A 19,113-nucleotide genomic window follows, 5' to 3' on the forward strand; every position below is an offset into this window, starting at 1 on the left:
AAATGAATCAAAATAGAATCTTGCAGCCAACAACTATCGTTATTTTTGGTGCTACAGGAGATCTGGCAAAAAGAAAACTTTTTCCGGCATTTTATAACTTATATATCGACGGCAGAATGCCCAAAGGCTTCAATATTGTTGCATTGGGAAGAGCCGAAAATACAGATGAACTCTTTAGAAATTATATTAAAGAAAACCTGGAAAGTTTCTCCAGAAAAAAAGTAACTTCTGAGGACTGGGCAGGTTTTCAGGCCCATATTACTTACTTTCAGCATCAGTTGGATGAAGAAAGTTCGTATCAGAATCTGCAGCAGAAGTTGCTGGATTTTGACACAGTTTACGGAATGAGAGCCAACAGGTTATTTTACCTGTCAATAGGACCTAATTTCATTTCCACTATTTCCAATCATATTAAAACGACAGCATTAGCTTCCGATCCGAAAAAAGACCGTATTATTATTGAAAAACCTTTTGGTCATAATAAACAGTCGGCGATTGAACTGAACACTCTTCTGGCAAAAACATTTGAAGAAGAACAGATCTATCGTATTGATCATTATCTGGGAAAAGAAACAGTGCAGAATATATTGGCATTTAGATTCGGAAATTCAATTTTTGAGCCTTTATGGAAGCATAAATATATAGAATCAGTACAGATTACAGTAGCAGAAGAAGTAGGAGTGGAGACACGAGGTGCTTTTTATGAACAGACAGGAGCATTGAGAGATATGATTCAGAACCATTTGTTGCAGATCCTGTGTATGGTGGCTATGGAACCTCCGGCTTCATTGAAATCAGGCGAAATAAGAGACCGTAAAGTTGACGTTCTGAAATCAATTCGCAGAATTTCTCCGGATCAGGTTGAGCATTATGCAGTAAGAGGCCAGTACGGAAAAAGTACAATAAACGGGGTGGATGTGAAAGGCTACCGCCAGGAGAACGGCATTGCCGGGGATTCCAATACGGAAACTTTTGCTGCGATAAAATTTTATCTGGATAACGAAAGATGGCAGGATGTTCCTTTCTACGTTCGTACAGGAAAGAAAATGAAAGAAAAACATTCTTATATCACCATTCAGTTTAAGCCGCTTCCTCATTCCACATTCTCAGACAGTCCACATCTTTTATCAGCTAACAGGTTGATTATTAATATTCAGCCGATGATGGATATCAGATTGCAGTTTATGACAAAAAAACCGGGACTGACTTTGGATTTGAAACCAGCAGAAATGATTTTTGATAATTTTGCCTGTCAGGATGATACGCCGGAAGCTTATGAGACCTTGTTGCAGGATGCCCTTTTAGGAGATCTTACTTTATTTATGCGTTCTGATCAGGTAGAAGAAGCTTGGGATGTTGTTACAACAATACAGGAAGCATGGGAAAATAACAAAGACTTATCCTTCCCGAATTATAAAGCAGGAAGCTGGGGACCGGAAGACTGCAATGCTTTGGTGGAGAGACAAGGACATAGCTGGGTATAAAACAATAAAAATTTAAACAGACAAAAAATGAATATTACAGTATTTGACGATCTGGAAAAACTGTACACAGAGGCAGCAGATGCATTTGTTGACCTTTCAAAAAAATCTATTCAAGAAAATGGACGTTTTGTAGTGGCACTGAGTGGCGGTTCTTCTCCAAAAGCCATTTTCAAACTATTGGCAACGCCGGAATATAAAGAACAGATTGAATGGAATAAAGTCTACTTTTTCTGGGTTGATGAACGTTGGGTTCCTTTACATGATGATAAAAGCAACTTCAGAATGACGGATGAAGCTCTTCTTAGCCAGGTTCCCGTTGATAAAAACCATATTTTTCCTATGTATGCTGAAGGAGTTACTCCTGAAGACTATGCAAGGACCTATGAAGAACAAATTAGAAGTGTTCTTGGGAGTGAAGGTGTTTTTGATTTTATCCTTTTAGGAATGGGAGATGACGGTCATACCGCTTCTTTATTTCCTGGTGAGGAGGTTTTAAATGAAAAAGAAAAGTGGGTTTCTGCCTATTATCTGAAGCCTCAGGAAATGTTCAGAATTACTTTGACTGCTCCGGTAATCAATAATGCTGAAAATATTCTGGTTATTGCATTTGGTGAATCAAAAAAACATGCATTGAATGAAGTGCTGAACGGAACGTATAATCCATCATTATATCCATTACAGCTTATTGAAAAAAAGGACGGATATCATTTTTTCACAGACAAAAAAGCAAAAGGTTAATAAAATATGATCTTTAAAAACATGAGACTGTCCTAGGACAGTCTCTCTTCATATCAACTATTCTATACCGAAGCCGGTATATACAATTTTCTGTATTTCAAAATCAAAAATCTGAACTTTAAATTTAAAAACAGCATCATTAAAGAGCTAATGATACTGTTGCATTTAGTGTTTTTACCTTAGTTGCTTGTGTTCGAAACTTTTTAATTTTTCCCAACTCAATAGTGTTTCTATATAAAATGGTTATTAGTTTGAAGCAAATATACAAAATAAGACACTTCTAAGTGTCTAAAAATAAAAAAAAGTAAAAATATTTTTATTAAATCTATGATTAAATTAATAAACCCCCTTTGATAGAAGGTGTTTCCAGTGAAAATGAATTTTTAAAATATTAACAGAACAGGTATTTATGGCTGCTAAATGAGAGAAAATACCTCTGTTAAATAAAAACAGCACTATAAAAATAGTGCTGTGAGTAATGTTTTACCTCAGTCATGGAATGTTCAAAACATTTAAACTGAGGGAACTAACGGTACAATCTGATCTCACTCAATCCCACAACTTTGATCGTTCGTTTATATAAAATGGTTATTAGTTTATGCAAATATATACATTTAGACACTAAAAAGTGTCTAAAATGAAAAAAAATTCATAAACTTGTATGATTGAAAAGTTTACCATGGAAAGAAAGTCAGTGGCAGGAAGTATCCGGAACAAGGAACGCAGTAAAAAGAAATTTTTGGATGCAGTGGGAAAAATACTGAGAACAAAAGGACATACTGCTTTGAAAGTGACTGGTATTGCTGCTACAGCCGGGGTAGATAAAAAAATGATCTATACTTATTTTGGAGGGATAGACGGACTTATAGATGAGTATATCCGGTCTCAGGACTACTGGAGCAAAGTAACTATTGATGAAGTAGAAAAGATAAAACCGAAATTGAATGACGGAGGAAAGTCTTTCATGGAAGAAATGCTTCTATCACAATTTGACTATGTTTACAAAAGCAAAGAAGCGCAAAAATTACTTCTGTGGCGCATTTCAGAATCAAGAAAATCACTAAGAAAGCTGACGGATACTCAGGAAAAAAACGGAGAGTATATTTTTAAACTGCTGATGGATCGTCATTTCAAAGAAAATGCTGATGAAGTACGTTCGATAATGGCTATCCTGGTTTCAGGACTTTATTATCTGAATATGTACTCTGCGATGAATGGCAGTATCTTCTGTGGAATAGACGTAGACACTTCTAAAGGGCGGGAAAAAATCAAAAAAGCAATCTCCTTTTTATTGAACCAAACTTATGAGAATCTGTAATATTAAGTTTTTTATAGGCTTAGGGATTGTATTTTGATAAAAAACAAAACCATTAGAAATCTCTAATGGTCAGTTGTGTTGTTGTGTTTCTACCTTAGCTGTTTCGCGTTCGAAATTGTCTTAAAGTAAGGGAACATAAATAAAACAGTCTGAATTGTCTTATTTTTCAACCTAAAAGTGTTTTAAGATATATAGATGGTTTTAGTTTGTACAAATATATAAAATAAGACACTACAAAGTGTTTAAAATGATGAAATTTTTTCTAATTTAATTTAATGTTTTGAATTTCAGCTTATTAATTTTTTTCATAAAAGAAATTACTCTTTGAGTGGTGCTGACATTCCAATTTAATTATGCTTCAAAAGGCAGAAAATCGTTTTCAAAATAAAGAAATATATTCCAACATTTGAAAAGTATTTTATTTAATGTCATAGCAGCTCTTTGAGTATAAAAACAGCATCATTATCGAAAAATGATGCTGTTTGGTTGGGTTTTACCTCAGTTGCTTATGTTTGAAATATTTTAAACTGAGGGAACTAACGATACAATCTGAATAGTTTTTATTTTTTCAATCTCGATCGTGTTTTTATATAATAAATGGTTTTAGTTTGTACAAATATATACAAATAGTTGAAATTAGACACCTGCTGGTGTCTAAAATGATAAAAAATTTTCTTAAACTTGTATATTGAATGTTTAGTCATGGAAAGAAAGTCAGCATCAGGGAGTATTAGAAATAAAGAACGCAGTAAGAAAAAATTTTTAGATGCAGTTGGGAAAATTCTGAAAACGAAAGGGCATGCAGGATTGAAAATAAATGATATCGCTGCAACTGCCGGAGTAGATAAGAAAATGATCTACACCTATTTTGGCGGTATGGATGGTCTGATGGACGAATATGTTCGTACACAAGATTTTTGGATAAAAGCAACGAGTGAAGAGGTAGAAAAGATGAAACCGAACCTGGAAGATGGAGGAAGAGAATTTATCGAGCACATGCTGCTTTCACAATTTGATTATGTGTATACTAACAAAGAGGCTCAAAAACTATTGCTGTGGACCATATCTGAACCTAGAAAATCATTAAAAAAACTGATTGATACTCAGGAAGAAAACGGGGAATATATTTTCAAATTATTAATGGAATCCCGTTTCAAAGATAAAATGGATACCTATCGCTCTATTATGGCAATTATGGTTTCAGGGCTTTATTACCTCAATATGTTTGCCTCTCTGAATGGCAGTATTTTCTGTGGGATAGACACCAATACACCTGAAGGGCGTGAAAAAATCAAAAAAGCAATCTCCTTTATGGTGGATCAGACCTATGAGAACCTTTAATAGATTTTAGAAAACATAAAAAAAGAGGCAGATTACTGCCTCTTTTTTGTATCCTGTTGATGAGTAATTTTATCCTTTATGATAAGGACATCCTGAAGCTGCACCGGAATTTCCGGCAGTATTAAAAAATTGTTCTTCAATCACTTTTCTTTGATCCTCAGGAATATCTTCTAATTTACGAAGTGTATTGACCTGGATGTGAGGCCAGCTTGTGGTACCTCCATCATTTCCAAAATCAAATTCAAAGAATACAATTTGCTCATATTGCAGCTGAAGAATTTCTTTCCCATCTTCAATAATGGTTTCAATCCACATATCCATATCCACTTCAACAGTTGGAACAAAACGGTTGACAAAAGGAACATTTAAAATACCGCCCTGCGCACCGGTTTTCATTTTGGAAGACATTCTCACATGTACGTAATTGCTGACCTTCTGACCTCTTAATGTATCTCTGAGCCTCAGATCAGGTCTTACAGAATAAGGATATAAATCATCTGCAAGTATTCTCTGGGTGTAGATCTTATTTGAACCCGGATCATTATCGTCATTAAGTGTTTCATGAACCCAATCTGGTGCAGGTTTGTCAAGATCAATAATTTCTTCAGGTGTTACTCCTGCATTTCCCATCGTTCGTGAAATGGAAAGATGATTGGTATCCCATGCCTCTTTACCATAAGGGAAACTAGGAGAACCTTCAATTAAATAGAACGTTTTCTTATCTTTATTTTGAGGAATAATATCTCCTAATAAAGTAATGGTACTTCCATGAGGAATAACACCGCTTCTCGAGATAGAGTAGTCCGGAATAAAATAAGGCCCATCCAGTCCTGCTCCCGGTTTTATTTCCTGTGCCGGAATAATCTCGTAATAAGGCTGGCCCGGCTGCAGCTGGCTTTGAAGAATATATTGAGGGTTCTGCTCTCCGTCTGGTGTTATTCTTAGCAGAGGTTCGTCTCTGTATTCGCCGGTATATCCATACTTCGCATCTTCTGTTGAAACGGCATGAATACCACGGTCTCTTTCAATAGATTCTTTAGTTGCTGCATGGTTGTAGACATCACTCAGCCATAAATACATTCCGTTTTCTTCGTGGATAGGAGTATATTTCAGGGCATCCTGGCCTGGTATGGTATTAACACTCTTAATGCTTTGCTCATATTTAACAGCTCCGCAGAAGAGTTCACTGGCACCACCGCGGTTACGGACTCCGCCCGGGACAATTGAAAATGTTAACTTTTCAATATATTCTTCACTGTCGAAAGCAAATTTTCCGGGTATCGTTCCTGAATTGGTTCCCGGGGAAGGCATAATTGTAGTATGCACTCCGCTTGCCAATGAGGGCTTAGTGATATCTTTATTGTAATTAACATTATAACTTACCCATGTGCCAGACAATGCTGCCAGAATTCCATAATCTACATTATTCTCTATCGCCTGCAGATTGTCTTCTCTGAATGGTCTTACAGGATCATCGATAAGAAGTTTTGAATATCCATCCATTAGCTCAGCCAGATTAACTTCATTCTGGCCTGGCATTTTACGGAATAACTGTTCTCCTCCCGCTTCGGGACTTACTTTTTTTCTTTTAAGCATGATATATCGTTTTTATGGTTATAAATCGGTGTATTCGAAAGTTGGCCCTGCATTAGTTTGAGCATCCAATGGTTGTTTCATCAGGTTGACAGCCTGTTCCTTCAATGCATACATGTACATAATGGATTTTTCCAATTCTCTTTGGTTTCCTTCCACGGCACTTTGTATAGCGTCTAATAAACGTTTGTAGGTTTTATTGAATTCTACGCCTTGTGCATGGAGCTCTTTGTTTTTACTATAATCTTCCACTTTAGGATTAGGCTTCATAGGATATGCCTCATTCCAGTCTACAGGTAATTCTTTTCCGTTTGGTGGAGTAGAAACAGGCATCATTCCGTTTTCATCCATAAAAGGTTCGTAGTTTCCACCAAGATAGAAATGCTCATGGAATACTTCTTTAAATCTGAAATAATGAGCCAGTTCCATTCCTTCTTCAAATTGAGACGGATCCACATCGAAAATAGAATCGTCAGCACCCTCACCCTGTCCTTTGATTTCCTGGAAAACAGCAATTACTCCAGCTAATGCTTCTACAGAGTGTAACTTTCCGCCACTTCCATAGTATTGCTCAGGACGGATTTGTTTGGCTGGATTTCCTGTGAAAATTCCTCCGGTATTTAATTCTTCAAAATTCTTCGGAAGAGTTCCATGTTCTTTGTAATAAGCAATGATTTGGAAAATAACAATATAGAAGAATAAAACATCGTAATATTCACCAATGGTATGGACATTTTCCATAATGAAACCTTTCATATTTTCAAGGGTCCATAAGTTGGTATCCTGTACGGCAGCTCTCTGAGAATATAATGCCGGAGAATCTGTTTCATGGTCATATTTCGGAGCTTTTACCAGTGGTTTGCTTGGGCTTTCAATGGCAATAAAAGTTGCAATGCTGTTACTTGAGAACGTTTCCAGGCCTATATAGAAATCAACGTTCATCGGTAATTTCATCGGATAAGTAGGATAGTTCTCCTGTTTGTTGACAGATGGCTGGATATCAATTGCATTCAGGACATTACAAACCATGATCAGGTGAAGCATTTCTTCCACGGCAACACTTCGGATGATTTGTGAAGCTAGAGCATTAGTTCCATCCTTGATAGAATACAAAGCGGTAAGATAAGGTGGAATAGTAGAATGCTCGATAAGAATTGCCGTCTGTAAAAGATCCTGCAAAATAGGTTTATAATCAATTTCTGTCAATCCTTTTTTAAATTCCGAAGCTCCAGAACCGAACTGAGATTCCAGATAAGCATTAAAATTATCAATCTGATCATTCAGTAAAAGAGCTGTCAATGTTTTGCTGTGATGTTTTAATCCTTCAATCCAATCTTCTTTGCTAAGAGTTGAATCAAATAATAAAGAAGGTAATGAAACTGCATCTGCAACGACAGTACTTCTGCTTGCCATTCTTCCTGCTGTTGATGTTTCCTGTGGTTGTGTTGTTTTATTGATAAGTCTTTGTCTCATGTTGTTATTTTTTAAGTTGAGTTTCAAGATCAGCAAGAATAGATTCTACTGAACGGATTGTGAATGCTGATAATGTTAAAGTAGGGTTTGAAGTTCCCAATGTGGTCATGTTTCCTGCTCCTACAATATATAAATTCGGGTGGTCCCAGGCTTTACAATAACTGTTGGTTACAGAATCTTCTGCTGTAGACCCCATTCTGTGCGTTCCCACAATATGACCGGCACCGTTGTAAGAATATCTTGTTCCATTGTAGATCACAGAATTCTTGTCTTCCGCAGTATATTTTGTAAAATCGTCAATATTTAATCTTTTGAACATCTGATCAGAAGCATTCTTTGCCTGTTCCATAGCCTTCATTTCATATTCCGTTAGTTCATAATGAATAACAGGACGTGGAATTCCAAGAACATCCAAATACTGATCATTAATTGTAACTCTGTTATTAGGATTAGGTAACTGCTCAATCTCAAAATGGAATAAAACCTGTTTTGAAAGTCTGTTCGTAAGCTCTTGTCTTAATTTTGCTCCGAAAAGCTTCTGGCTGATAAAATAGGCAACATCGGATCCCGGAGAAAATGCCGGCCAGCCCCAGCCCCAGTTGTCAAGAGGAGAGATCCACGCAGAAAATTCACCTCTGAAGTCTCCATCTCGGAAAGACGATATATTGGTAGTAGAACCAGGACCTCTGTATGGATAAACCGGCTCAGGGAAAAGTCCCCAGGTAAGCATTACCATATGATCCATCAGGTTTCTTCCCACCTGATCACTGCTGTTGGCAGCTGTTTTTACAACATTATTAACTGTATATTTGGAATTCAGCAGGATTTTTGGATTTTCAAAAGCATTGGCAGCCAGAATCACAATGGCATCTGAAGTATCAATAGATTCTTCTACGAAATCTGTTTTCTCTTTTGAAGTATATCTTCTCAGATGAACCTTTGAGATTTTCTCCTGATCATTCTGGTCAACACTTAACCTGTAAACTACGCTCTGTGCCTGAACCTGCATGTATGGATTACGCTTAAGGTTTTCATTATCATTAAGTTTATACAACGCTTTTTTCAATGTTTTTAAAGCATTATATTTAGCCTGAACAGGACAGATCGGAACGCAGGATGCATTTCCCTCACAGCGCTCTCCCATATAAGGATTCCAGACAGAACCAAGAGCCTTGTATTCTTCTTTTTCAGAACTGTCTAAAATCAGTTTGTACCCCGATTCTTTGGGTTCAGCTTTGATGATCTTTGTTTTTCCGTATTTTGGATTCGGGATAGAATTTCTTCCCTGAGGAGAAGGTACCATCATCAGCGGAATTTCTCCGGAACTTAGCGTTACACTCGTACCTTTAAGACCTTCAATGATCTTATGATCCATATAACTTTGCGGAATTTCTTCCATCGGAAATACATAATCTCCATAATATTCTTCCATATTCTCAGAAATAGGATATTCCTGTCTTGAAACATCTCCGGAAACCCCGATTTCAAATTCTGCCATTTCATAATAAGGCCTTAGTTCTTCATAATCTATCGGCCAGTTGACCGGACTTGGCTTATCGGAATCCGGCTGGGGAATCGTAATCCCATATTTCTCTGTGAGTTTGAAATCATTAGGAAGCATTCTTGGGGTAGTTCCCAGCCAGTGAAGTGTAGTTCCGCCTCCCACTCTGATGGCATCACTTGCAAAAGGCATTGGCCCAAACTGTACCAGATACCCTTTTTTATCCGGAAACGGCTGAACGATGTGTTCCATATCCAGAACATTGGGAGAAGGTGCCTGTTTCAAATTCGGATAAGGAGAATTGGGAACTTTGGCTTCTTCTCTGTAGAAAGTACGGATATACTCATTGTAAGTGGTCATTGAGGATACAGAATCCAGTTCAATACCAGCTTCCAATCCGGCTTCATACATAAGGATTGATATCTCCTTGATATTATCTGATTTTCCTGCATCTGCACGGTGGATCATTTTGCCTTTTGTTACATCAAATACATGATCAGACAGTAATTTTGCGATTAATGATCCTGCAATCCCCGTTCCTACGATGATCACATCTTTTTTGTTATTTGCTGGATTCATGAGTTGCTGTTTACGGGTTTAATATTCCATGATTTGTAGCCGGGCTGTTTTGCTCCTGGCGGATGAGAGTGCATCAGGTTCCAGACAAGACCTTCTTTGTAAGAAAGATCATTGATATAAGTCCCTTCCCAGGTTCCCAAATACCACATGGTGATCACTTTTCCGGCAATATCATTCATTCCGGGATTGGCGATGATCTCAGATTGAATGGCATTTTTCAGTTGATCTTCATTGGAAGAAGTTTCAAGAATATTTTTAGAAACTGTAAGGAATTCTACGAAAGTAGCTGCTTCTAAGCTTTTCAGAACGTAGGTGTAATAGGTTTCTGCCAAACCTGTAGACTGTAATTCGTTTACAGTAAACCCGGCAAGCGCTTCCGAGATAGACATAAACACGTCGAAATAATAATCGTCGACGTTGAGGATTTTGTTAATAATATTCATTTCGTTAAAAATTTGGGTTAGATATCTTCAACTCCTTTCAACAGGAAGTGATCATGCTGATTGATCTATAGCTGCCGGATTTTCAGATACCATTTCTCTTTCAGAAATGAATGCATGCTTTTCAAGCTATCCATAGTTGTCAGTTTTTGTTTATCCGAAATTAATCAGATCCTCTCAGATAAGATTCAGTATTTCTACGTAATTTATAATAATGATATTTTAATTTTTTGTAACAAAGCCTTTATGTGAAGTAGTTTCAAGAGGTTTTGTTTTCACATAGTTTAGAATTAATTTAAATAATGTGGTATTGAATATGAAATAATATATGGAAGCAGAAAAGATTCAATCGTATTTTAAAATAATAATAAATTGATGATCAGGATGTAACAAAGGGGAAGTTGTAATAGTCTAATCTGCATAGGTAAACTTTTTAATTATCAGGATAAAACTAATTACCTCTGACTATGAAACGACTTATATTAACTTTATCATGCTTTGCTTCCGCTCTTTTATCTGCACAAGGATTGAATAGCAAAAAAGAAACAGTAACTCATTCTTCCAATAATATTCAGAAACATAATCTCCATCAATCTATCCAACTTGAAACGGATAGGATATTTGATAAACTGGTTAATATCAGGAGGGATTTTCATGAAAATCCGGAGCTGGCAGGGAAGGAGAAACAGACTCAGGAAAAAATTAAACAGTATCTGCTTGATCTCGGATTGGAAGTTAAGACAGATATATATGGTTACGGTGTAGTGGGGATTCTGAAAGGAGATCAAAAGGGTAAAAAAATAGCCTGGAGGTCAGATATGGATGCATTACCGAATGATTATCCTGATCCTGAAACTTTCAAATCGAAAATAAAAGGTATTCAGCATGGCTGCGGTCACGATATCCATATGGCGGTTGGGCTAGGAATTGCTGAAGTTCTTTCAAAAAATAAAAAATCTTTAAGGGGAACGGTTTATTTCATATTTCAACCTGAAGAAGAGACGTTCAAAGGGGCAAAAGAAATGCTGGATAAAGGGTTGATTTCCGTAATAAATCCTGATGAAATCTACGGATTGCATGTGGCAGCAATACCTGCAGGGCAGATCATGGTGAAATCTAATGAAATGTTTGCCTATCAGAAGAAAATAAGAGTTCAGCTAAAAAATGGATTATCTGAAGAAGAGATAGAAGGGCTAACGAAAAAGATCAGTAATTTTCTGTCCCGTATTCAGCCCGGAACCAAGCCCTGGGAGATACAAACCATTGTTGATCCTAAAATCGGATTGACAAATCCTGATACTGTTTTTAAAGATTATCTGTTCACTGACGGAAAATTCAATACTTACTCCAAAAACAACGAGTCTTTTCTTGAAATCTATCTGTATGAGACGAATTCATCTAATTTAGATAAAATAATTCCGGGAGTTCAGAACATTATAGCGGATAGCGGATATAAAGAAAAGCTTCTTTCCGTTTCATTTATCCAGGATAATCCAACGGTGATCAATGATGAAAAACTAACTCGTTCAGCAACAGAAATTCTGCAGAATCTGTACGGTAAAAATGTAATTGCTCCAGATTATGGGCAGGTTCCGTTTTTTAATGATGATTTTTCTTATTTTCAACAAAAAATCCCAGGAGTGTACTTTTTCCTGGGTGGTTCTAATTTTGAAAAAGGAGTAATTGCCATGAATCACTCGCCAAATTTTCAGGTGGATGAAGAAAGTATCAGAATCGGCGTAAGAAGTTTTTCTTCATTAATAATGGAACGCCTCAACAGAAACTAACTTTTCACTGCAATCGCATCAATTTCAAATAACATTCCGGGTAAAGCCAGCTGACTTACCGGAATAAGTGTACTGGTAGGCAGGAAAGGTCCCTTCCATACTTTCTTAGCTTCTTCTGCCCATATCTCAAGTTTTTCCTGGTTATAGTCTACAATGAGAAGGCTGATTTTGACAATATTCTCAATCGTCATGGAATGGCTCTGTAAAACAATTTTTAAGTTTTTCAAAGCATCCTGAACCTGGGTTTTAAAATCTTCCGCCAATACATGATTTTCTCCTACACCGCCACTCTGTCCGGATATAAAACAAATCCGGAAAGGAGAATCCACAGAAATACTATGTGAAAATCCGTAAGGACTGGGATTGAATAATGCAGCAGGATTGATCAGCTGAGGTTCTTTATTATTTTCCATAATTTTTATTTTAATCAGGTAAAATTGAGAGATAAAAACAGAGAAAGTCTTTACATATGTTGAGAAAAATATTCTTTTAATTGTGTAAACTTTTTTTAAATGATGAAAGTTTAACAAAAAAATGCTGTCCATCAGGAACAGCATTTTAAATTTTTTTACTCTACAACAATACTTTCAATCCCTTTTTGCAGGGCCGTATCCTGAATAACCGGAACAGAAAGTCCTTCTGCACGCACAACAGAAATATCTGTCATTCCCATAAATCCAAGAGTTTGTTTTAAGTAAGGAACTACAAAATCGTAAGCCTGTCTTTCCCCTTCAGAATATACTCCGCCACTTGAAAAAGCAAGGTATACTTTCTTGTTCTTCACCAGACCTTCAGGACCGTTCTCACTGTAACTGAACGTTTTTCCTGCTCTGGCAATGTGGTCTAGCCATGATTTCAGCGTAGAAGTGATACTGAAATTGTACAAAGGAGCTTCAATAACGATAATATCCGCTTCATGAAGTTCATCTATTACCGTATCAGAAAGTTTTACCGTCTCCAATTGCTCAGAAGTACGGTGTTCAGCCGGAGTGAAAAATGCATTGATATGGGCTTCTTCTAAATGAGGAAAAAGAGGGTTGGCAAGATCACGCTTTTTAAAAACACTGTCTGGATATTTTGCTGTGATTTTTTCTACAACTGCATTTCCCAGTTTTTTACTGATGGAAGATTCGCTTCTTGGGCTTGAAATAATATGAAGTACTCGTTTCATTTTTTTATTTTTTTTAAAATTGATGTTTCAAAATTATCTATATTTACTAATAAAAAGATAGTAGTTACTAAAAGGTTAGTAATAACATTTAGGTTAGTACCCAGATAAACCAGAGACAATGGAAGAAGAAAAAATAGTGTATTCAAGGCCGCAATGCAGTACGCATTTGGCCGCTACTGAGGATGCTTTATACGTTCTAGGAGGCAGGTGGACCATTAGAGTAATGATTGCTATTTTGGGTGGACATACGCGCTTCAATGAACTACAGCGAACCATCAATGGAATCTCGGCAAGAGTCTTATCCAGCGAATTGAAAAAGCTGGAAGTAAATCATTTAGTTGAAAGAACCGTTCTTATCGATCAGAAACCGGTGTTGGTAGAGTATGTTCCTACAGAATATAGTGAGTCCCTGAAAGATGTGATTGCTGCTCTGGCAGATTGGGGCACAAAACATAAAAAGAAAATCACTGCATAATAAAAAGGGTAGTGTTGATATCAAAAAATCATTTTTCCTGTGATATTTGATAAATTGCAACATTCCCTGTACTTAAGTATTTTTACTCAAATTAACAATGGCAAGATGATCATATGCGAAGACTTATTATTTTCCCACGGAGCCATTCTGGAAAAATATAATGCGACTGACTCTATTTTTAAAGAAGGAACTGCAGCTAAATATTATTTCCAGATCAGGTCCGGTACTGTGAAACTGAATACTTTTTTGGAAGACGGGAAAGAATTTGTTCACGGGCTGCCTTTTGATGGGCATTGCATTGGTGAAAGCTATTTGTTTACAGATCATCATTATGCAGTTAATGCGATTGCCATTACCGACTGTGATATTATTAAGATTTCCAAGACAAAATTTCTGCAGATACTGTTGGAAAAGCCAACCTTAATGTTGGAAATTAATAAATATATGGCAGACAGAATGCATTTCAGGTTTATGATTTCCAGCTTTCTTGCTATTTCAGATCCTATTGTGAAGCTCATGAAGCTTTTTGATCACATTAAGAAGTATTTCGGATTTGAAGAAACCTATTCCTTTCTGATTCCCTATACCAGACAGCAAATAGCTACGTTAACCGGTCTTCGGGTAGAAACGGTGATCAGGTATGTCAAGAAAATGCAGGAACAGAAACTTGTTAAAATTGAAAGTACTAAAATTTATTATTAGCTTTTACTTATTTGTTTTTAAAGACCTTATTATTTAAGAATAAGTACGGGCTGATGGGTGTTCTGGTAGATTCCCTCAGAAATACTTCTGCTTGCCAGATAATACAGAAAACTATGCTGACCTGGCAAAGCTATAATAAGATCGGTTTCATTAGAGGCTGCAAAAGTGAGAATCCCCTTAATAACATTTTCATCATGGGAATAATGAATACTACTTGGAATTTCCGTTAAATGCTCATGAATATATTCTTCCAGCTCTCTTTTTTTGTCCTCATCCTCTTTTTCACTGGTATTGATATTCAAAAACATCAGACGCACATCCTGTTTATGTATAACAGATTTGTGATGAAACAACCTTTCTAATCTTTTAATTCCCTTTATATCACAAGGAATAAATATGTTTTTGATAGGAGTGTAGTGATAGCTGTTGGGAACAATTAAGGTCTTCACAGGACTCGTTCTTGCAATGCTGATAATATTGTCGGAAACAAAACTCTCCGTAGAAGAAGTCTGGTCATCACTTCCCAGGATAATCAGCTCTACAGAAGGTTGGTTTTTTAAAAGTTCATTGATACTTCTGGTAAGAGCCCAGTCACTTAGTATCCTGGAAACTTTGATTTCAGGTGACTTTTCTGTAATAATACTGCTTAATTGATCAAATAGTGATTCTGTTTTCTGGAGTAAATTATTGACATTTTCTTCATTCACAAATGAATGTCCTTCTGCAATGTGCAGATAATCAAACTCAGATTCTCCTGCTGTTTTCAGTAGAATAATGTTTTGATATTCGTAGGTTTTTGCCCAATCTGCGGCAACTCTTACTGCATTTTCCGTAGTTGATGTAAAATCAACAGGTACAAGGATTGTTCTCATATTGTATTATGTTTTGGTCCTGATTCTTCCAGGTTTGCTGTCATTTTTTTTACTAAAAGCAGTGCTTTGATGATTTCTTCTTCATGGATGTCATCAGCTGCCTTTTTATAAAGGTCCAATGCCCATGGATAAACTACTTCTACGATCTGTTCACCCTTCGGAGTTAAAAAAATCTGCTTATTTCTCCGGTCGTTTTTATCAGCTATCCGTTCAACAAGATCCCGTTTTACGAGACTGTTGATGAGATAGGTTATGCTTGATTTGTCTTTGCTTACTTTATTTCCAATTTCCTGCTGGTTGATACCACTATTGCGTGAAAGCAGTCCCAAAATCTCAATCAGCTCAAAAGAAAGATCTGGATCATACTCATTAATCGTGGTCTGAATCCTTTGTCGAAGCCGGCTTTTCATTTCACTCATCGCCAGACCAAGCTCCAGAGCCAGTTCTGATATATTGTTCTGTTTTTCAGGCATATTATATAATAATGGTATTGCAGGGTAAGAGATGATTTGAAAGAATTTCAGCACTGCTTACCTTAACAAATATACGAAAAATTAGTTTTAATTAAAACTAATTAATCCCTTAGATTATTATAATTTTTAATAGTTAAATAAGGAACTGAAAAATTATTATTTAGATAACATTCGGTTCATTTTTGTTTATGAGGTAAATCCTACTTTGGCCGCAGAAAAAACAAAACAATTTTAACTCAAAAACTTATGAATCAAATGTTTTCAATGGTCCGGATTTTTTCGGTCCTATGTCTTCTAACTGTTTTATCGTGTAGATCAGATCAGTTTCAGCCAGATGAAACACTGCCTAATGTACAGGAAAATGCCATGAGAGGAGCTTTTCCGAATATTAAAGTATTATCTTATAATACATTTTTATTGAAAGAACTTTCAGTGTCAGGTATGACTCAATGGTCTCAGCAGACAAGAGCTCAGAAAATTGGTGAAGCCTCCTTTTTGAGAAACTATGATGTTCTGATGCTCCAGGAATGCTTTGATAATGCAGCTTCCGATAAATTGCGTGAAAAACTTCTTCCTAGTTTTCCCTATCAGACCCCTATAGTAGGACGGACAAAAAATGGTTGGAATAATACTTTTGGCAATTGGCGTGAGATCATTTCCGGCGGATTTGAAGACGGAGGAGTGATGATTGCCAGTAAATATCCTATAGAAAGGATGGATCAGTATATCTTTCCGGCAGGATGTGATTTTGATGGATACTGTCTGAAAGGTTTTGCTTATGCCAGAATATTAAAAGACGGTAAACGTATCCACTTTATAGCAGTTCATGCACAGTCTACACAGCCGTCTTGTAATGGAAAAGATGTGGAAATCCGTAAACAGCAGCTGGGGATGATGAAATCATTTGTTGACCGTTTGAATATTCCTGAAGATGAAATGGTAATTTATGGTGGAGATTTCAACATTATAAAAGATACTCCCGAATATTCCAGTATGCTGCAAACCCTGAATGTAAATGCTCCTACATACAAAGGATTGAAATATTCATGGGATACGAAAACCAATACTATGGCTTCTTATCATTACCCTTACCCGGCCAATAAAAGAGAATATCTTGATTACATTCTGGTGTCTAATGATCATCTTGTTCCTCCAACCTGGCAGAACATAGCATTCGATCCAGTGGCTTCAAACCTTATGACTTATACAAATATAACTGGAATTAAATATCACTGGACAGAATACTCAGATCATTATCCTGTAGAAGCAAATATCTATTCGGATCAGAAAACCCCTACAAGAAGTTTAAAATTCAGAAAATATGACCGTATTTCATTAAAATCTGTAGCCACGGGAAAATATATCAGTACAAACCTGTCTACACCTAATGACTGGCTGACTGTCACTTCTGTACTGCCAAGTGATGCAAGAACCTGGTTTAATATTGTAAATATCGGAGATTCTGACAATTATTTTGATCTGAAAGAAGGATATGTAAGGGTAGAGAGCAGCGAAAGACTCAATCATTTCTGGTATTGGTATTCCTCAGGCAGTGGAAGTTATTATTTTTATCCAAAATATGGGAAAACTACTTACAACCTAAGACTTCAGATTGTAAAGAAAAAGGCAGGGAATTTTTCAACAAGTGTTGAAGATGGGGATATTGTTGCTTTTAAGGATACAACAGGTGTAGGAAATACCTACTATCTGCAGGTGTATAATAAATCAGGAACAGACTGGATTTATCTGAATGGAACAAGTTTAACTCCTGATGTACAGTTTGAAGTAAAAATGAACAATACGGTTGCAGAACCTTTTTAAAATTTTTATTCAAAATTCATTCATCTATTTAATAAGCGGCTGTCCTTTGGTGGTCGCTTTTCAAATAATATCTCGAGAATATAAAAGAGCTATAAAAAAGCAGAGACTAGTTCTCTGCTTTTTCTTTTTTTACGGCCTGATTCATAATAAGAATAATCCCTAAAAGCAAACAGGCAATGATCAGGTAACGCCAGGAAAGATCCTTTTGTTCACTTACATTTCCGCTTACTGAAATGATAAAACTCGTCACAGAAGTAATCACATACACTAATCCACCCATCAGCCCTCCGGCAGTTCCCGCATTTTTAGGAAAGTAAAGCATACTTGTCGTAAAAAATGAGGTAAATAAAATTCCGGAACAGATATGAATGAAAAAGGCAAAAGGAATCATAATGAAAAGACTTTCTGCAAAATAGCTGATGATAATCAGTCCTGCAATCAGAATTAATTGTAAAAGTATAGGCTGCAGAATTCTTGGTTTAAAATCAAGAGTCAGTCTGCGTTTTCCGATAAAGCCTCCGATCATCCAGGAAAATCCTAAGATGAGTGTACAATATCCAATGACTACCGGCGTAAAATGAAAAGTGTTTTCAATAATAAATGGTCCGGTAATATTAAATAACATAACAATAGAGTAGCTTAGTCCTAATATGAAAATTCCCAGCATGAAAATCCTGTTCTTAAGCATCATTTTGTAAAGGCTGATGTTTTCTGACAGGTCCAGCTTCTTTTTCTGAGGAAGACTTTCCCCACTGAAGAACCATTCAAACAGGAAAAGGAATCCTGCGTATATGGCCAGAAAATAAAAATTAGCATGCCAGTTAAATATTTTCTCAAGATAACCACCGAGGAAAGGTGCCAGAATAGGTCCGCAAGACCATACAATTGTGAAATAACTCAAATAGTGCTTTACTTTTTCGGCATCATAAATATCAACAAAAATAGCCCGTGTAGCCACTACAAGTACTGAAACAGCGGCTCCCTGAAGAATACGAAGCAGACAGATCAATAAAATGCTGTTGGTCATCGTAATTAAAATACTGGTCAGGATCAACAGGAACAATGCGATCAATTTGGGACGGTAGCGGCCGATGCTGTCCAGGATTCCTCCCACAAATAACTGGGAAATTCCGTAGCTAAGGAGATATGAAGTCAGAGTGATCTGGATATCTTTTTCTGAAACCATCATTTCTTTGGCCATAGAAGGGAACGATGGTAAATATATATCTGTGACAAACCCCGAAAGCGGGATAGACACGAAAGCCATAATGGTAATTAATCTGATTCGTTTTTCAGATGCTTCTCTCAACATGTTCATTCATTTTTTACTATGCAAAAATAAGTC

The 19,113-nt window shown here is 36.5% G+C and carries 17 protein-coding genes; 8 read left to right on the forward strand and 9 right to left on the reverse strand.

The window, feature by feature from the left end; all coding sequences use genetic code 11:
* Positions 1-2: 2 nt before the first annotated feature.
* The 4 genes from zwf (at position 3) to SFA27_RS09245 (ending at position 4,881) form a co-directional block, all read left to right on the forward strand.
* On the forward strand, positions 3-1,484 hold the full coding sequence (gene zwf / locus SFA27_RS09230; RefSeq protein WP_047377664.1) for a glucose-6-phosphate dehydrogenase: 1,482 nt from the start codon (positions 3-5) through the stop codon (positions 1,482-1,484).
* Between the two features lie 27 nt (positions 1,485-1,511).
* Entirely contained in the window at positions 1,512-2,222 is a 711-nt protein-coding gene (gene pgl / locus SFA27_RS09235; protein WP_264517696.1) for a 6-phosphogluconolactonase, read from the forward strand.
* A 679-nt stretch (positions 2,223-2,901) separates the two neighbouring features.
* Positions 2,902-3,540, forward strand: coding sequence for a TetR/AcrR family transcriptional regulator (locus tag SFA27_RS09240; protein WP_047377663.1), 639 nt, complete (start codon positions 2,902-2,904; stop codon positions 3,538-3,540).
* A 702-nt stretch (positions 3,541-4,242) separates the two neighbouring features.
* Positions 4,243-4,881, forward strand: coding sequence for a TetR/AcrR family transcriptional regulator (locus SFA27_RS09245; RefSeq protein ID WP_047377500.1), 639 nt, complete (start codon positions 4,243-4,245; stop codon positions 4,879-4,881).
* A 69-nt stretch (positions 4,882-4,950) separates the two neighbouring features.
* Here the strand turns inward: SFA27_RS09245 and SFA27_RS09250 are convergent, their stop codons facing one another.
* The 4 genes from SFA27_RS09250 to SFA27_RS09265 are packed head-to-tail and all read right to left on the reverse strand — an operon-like array spanning position 4,951 to position 10,470.
* Entirely contained in the window at positions 4,951-6,477 is a 1,527-nt protein-coding gene (locus SFA27_RS09250; RefSeq protein ID WP_407297840.1) for a peroxidase, FMP-type, read from the reverse strand.
* A gap of 18 nt (positions 6,478-6,495) precedes the next feature.
* Positions 6,496-7,947, reverse strand: a complete 1,452-nt coding sequence (locus SFA27_RS09255) for a ferritin-like domain-containing protein (RefSeq protein WP_407297842.1) — start codon at positions 7,945-7,947, stop codon at positions 6,496-6,498.
* Between the two features lie 4 nt (positions 7,948-7,951).
* On the reverse strand, positions 7,952-10,027 hold the full coding sequence (locus SFA27_RS09260) for a GMC oxidoreductase (RefSeq protein ID WP_407297844.1): 2,076 nt from the start codon (positions 10,025-10,027) through the stop codon (positions 7,952-7,954).
* A complete protein-coding gene (locus SFA27_RS09265) occupies positions 10,024-10,470 on the reverse strand; it encodes a hypothetical protein (RefSeq protein ID WP_407297846.1) in 447 nt (148 codons plus the stop codon). Before SFA27_RS09265 ends, SFA27_RS09260 begins: the two co-directional genes overlap by 4 nt.
* 464 nt (positions 10,471-10,934) lie before the next feature.
* Here SFA27_RS09265 and SFA27_RS09270 point away from each other — a divergent pair, with 464 nt between their 5' ends.
* Complete coding sequence (locus SFA27_RS09270) at positions 10,935-12,254, forward strand: M20 family metallopeptidase (protein ID WP_407297848.1); 1,320 nt, start codon at positions 10,935-10,937, stop codon at positions 12,252-12,254.
* Here the strand turns inward: SFA27_RS09270 and SFA27_RS09275 are convergent.
* A complete protein-coding gene (locus SFA27_RS09275) occupies positions 12,251-12,667 on the reverse strand; it encodes a RidA family protein (RefSeq protein WP_407297850.1) in 417 nt (138 codons plus the stop codon). The two genes, SFA27_RS09270 and SFA27_RS09275, sit on opposite strands and share 4 nt — an antisense overlap.
* Positions 12,668-12,822: 155 nt before the next feature.
* A complete protein-coding gene (locus SFA27_RS09280; RefSeq protein ID WP_047377494.1) occupies positions 12,823-13,425 on the reverse strand; it encodes an FMN-dependent NADH-azoreductase in 603 nt (200 codons plus the stop codon).
* Between the two features lie 166 nt (positions 13,426-13,591).
* On the opposite strand from SFA27_RS09280, the gene SFA27_RS09285 reads away from it, so the two are divergent.
* Both SFA27_RS09285 and SFA27_RS09290 read left to right on the forward strand, forming a co-directional pair.
* On the forward strand, positions 13,592-13,900 hold the full coding sequence (locus SFA27_RS09285) for a winged helix-turn-helix transcriptional regulator (protein ID WP_407297853.1): 309 nt from the start codon (positions 13,592-13,594) through the stop codon (positions 13,898-13,900).
* 105 nt (positions 13,901-14,005) lie between these two features.
* Positions 14,006-14,602, forward strand: a complete 597-nt coding sequence (locus SFA27_RS09290) for a Crp/Fnr family transcriptional regulator (protein ID WP_047377492.1) — start codon at positions 14,006-14,008, stop codon at positions 14,600-14,602.
* Positions 14,603-14,631: 29 nt separating this feature from the next.
* Here the strand turns inward: SFA27_RS09290 and SFA27_RS09295 are convergent, their stop codons facing one another.
* Both SFA27_RS09295 and SFA27_RS09300 read right to left on the reverse strand, forming a co-directional pair.
* On the reverse strand, positions 14,632-15,474 hold the full coding sequence (locus SFA27_RS09295) for a universal stress protein (protein WP_264517703.1): 843 nt from the start codon (positions 15,472-15,474) through the stop codon (positions 14,632-14,634).
* The gene (locus SFA27_RS09300; RefSeq protein WP_264517704.1) at positions 15,471-15,947 is read right to left on the reverse strand and encodes a MarR family winged helix-turn-helix transcriptional regulator; all 477 of its coding nucleotides are present in this window, start codon (positions 15,945-15,947) and stop codon (positions 15,471-15,473) included. Before SFA27_RS09300 ends, SFA27_RS09295 begins: the two co-directional genes overlap by 4 nt.
* A gap of 246 nt (positions 15,948-16,193) precedes the next feature.
* Here SFA27_RS09300 and sph point away from each other — a divergent pair, with 246 nt between their 5' ends.
* On the forward strand, positions 16,194-17,768 hold the full coding sequence (gene sph / locus SFA27_RS09305) for a sphingomyelin phosphodiesterase (protein ID WP_407297856.1): 1,575 nt from the start codon (positions 16,194-16,196) through the stop codon (positions 17,766-17,768).
* 106 nt (positions 17,769-17,874) lie between these two features.
* Here sph and SFA27_RS09310 read toward each other — a convergent pair whose 3' ends face one another.
* Positions 17,875-19,080: an MFS transporter gene (locus SFA27_RS09310; protein ID WP_407297858.1), complete on the reverse strand. Its 1,206-nt coding sequence runs from the start codon at positions 19,078-19,080 to the stop codon at positions 17,875-17,877.
* Positions 19,081-19,113 lie beyond the last annotated feature (33 nt).

This window comes from Chryseobacterium sp. HR92, assembly GCF_045689405.1.
GTDB lineage: Bacteria > Bacteroidota > Bacteroidia > Flavobacteriales > Weeksellaceae > Chryseobacterium > Chryseobacterium viscerum_A.

Bases quoted from the DNA above. Each gene is read 5' to 3' on its own strand.
- SFA27_RS09255 (WP_407297842.1), bottom strand. From the start codon at position 7,947: ATGAGACAAAGACTTATCAATAAAACAACACAACCACAGGAAACATCA.
- SFA27_RS09275 (WP_407297850.1), bottom strand. From the start codon at position 12,667: ATGGAAAATAATAAAGAACCTCAGCTGATCAATCCTGCTGCATTATTC.
- pgl (WP_264517696.1), top strand. From the start codon at position 1,512: ATGAATATTACAGTATTTGACGATCTGGAAAAACTGTACACAGAGGCA.
- SFA27_RS09300 (WP_264517704.1), bottom strand. From the start codon at position 15,947: ATGCCTGAAAAACAGAACAATATATCAGAACTGGCTCTGGAGCTTGGT.
- zwf (WP_047377664.1), top strand. From the start codon at position 3: ATGAATCAAAATAGAATCTTGCAGCCAACAACTATCGTTATTTTTGGT.
- SFA27_RS09240 (WP_047377663.1), top strand. From the start codon at position 2,902: ATGGAAAGAAAGTCAGTGGCAGGAAGTATCCGGAACAAGGAACGCAGT.
- SFA27_RS09250 (WP_407297840.1), bottom strand. From the start codon at position 6,477: ATGCTTAAAAGAAAAAAAGTAAGTCCCGAAGCGGGAGGAGAACAGTTA.
- SFA27_RS09245 (WP_047377500.1), top strand. From the start codon at position 4,243: ATGGAAAGAAAGTCAGCATCAGGGAGTATTAGAAATAAAGAACGCAGT.
- SFA27_RS09280 (WP_047377494.1), bottom strand. From the start codon at position 13,425: ATGAAACGAGTACTTCATATTATTTCAAGCCCAAGAAGCGAATCTTCC.
- SFA27_RS09295 (WP_264517703.1), bottom strand. From the start codon at position 15,474: ATGAGAACAATCCTTGTACCTGTTGATTTTACATCAACTACGGAAAAT.
- SFA27_RS09290 (WP_047377492.1), top strand. From the start codon at position 14,006: ATGATCATATGCGAAGACTTATTATTTTCCCACGGAGCCATTCTGGAA.
- SFA27_RS09260 (WP_407297844.1), bottom strand. From the start codon at position 10,027: ATGAATCCAGCAAATAACAAAAAAGATGTGATCATCGTAGGAACGGGG.
- SFA27_RS09265 (WP_407297846.1), bottom strand. From the start codon at position 10,470: ATGAATATTATTAACAAAATCCTCAACGTCGACGATTATTATTTCGAC.
- SFA27_RS09270 (WP_407297848.1), top strand. From the start codon at position 10,935: ATGAAACGACTTATATTAACTTTATCATGCTTTGCTTCCGCTCTTTTA.
- sph (WP_407297856.1), top strand. From the start codon at position 16,194: ATGAATCAAATGTTTTCAATGGTCCGGATTTTTTCGGTCCTATGTCTT.
- SFA27_RS09310 (WP_407297858.1), bottom strand. From the start codon at position 19,080: ATGTTGAGAGAAGCATCTGAAAAACGAATCAGATTAATTACCATTATG.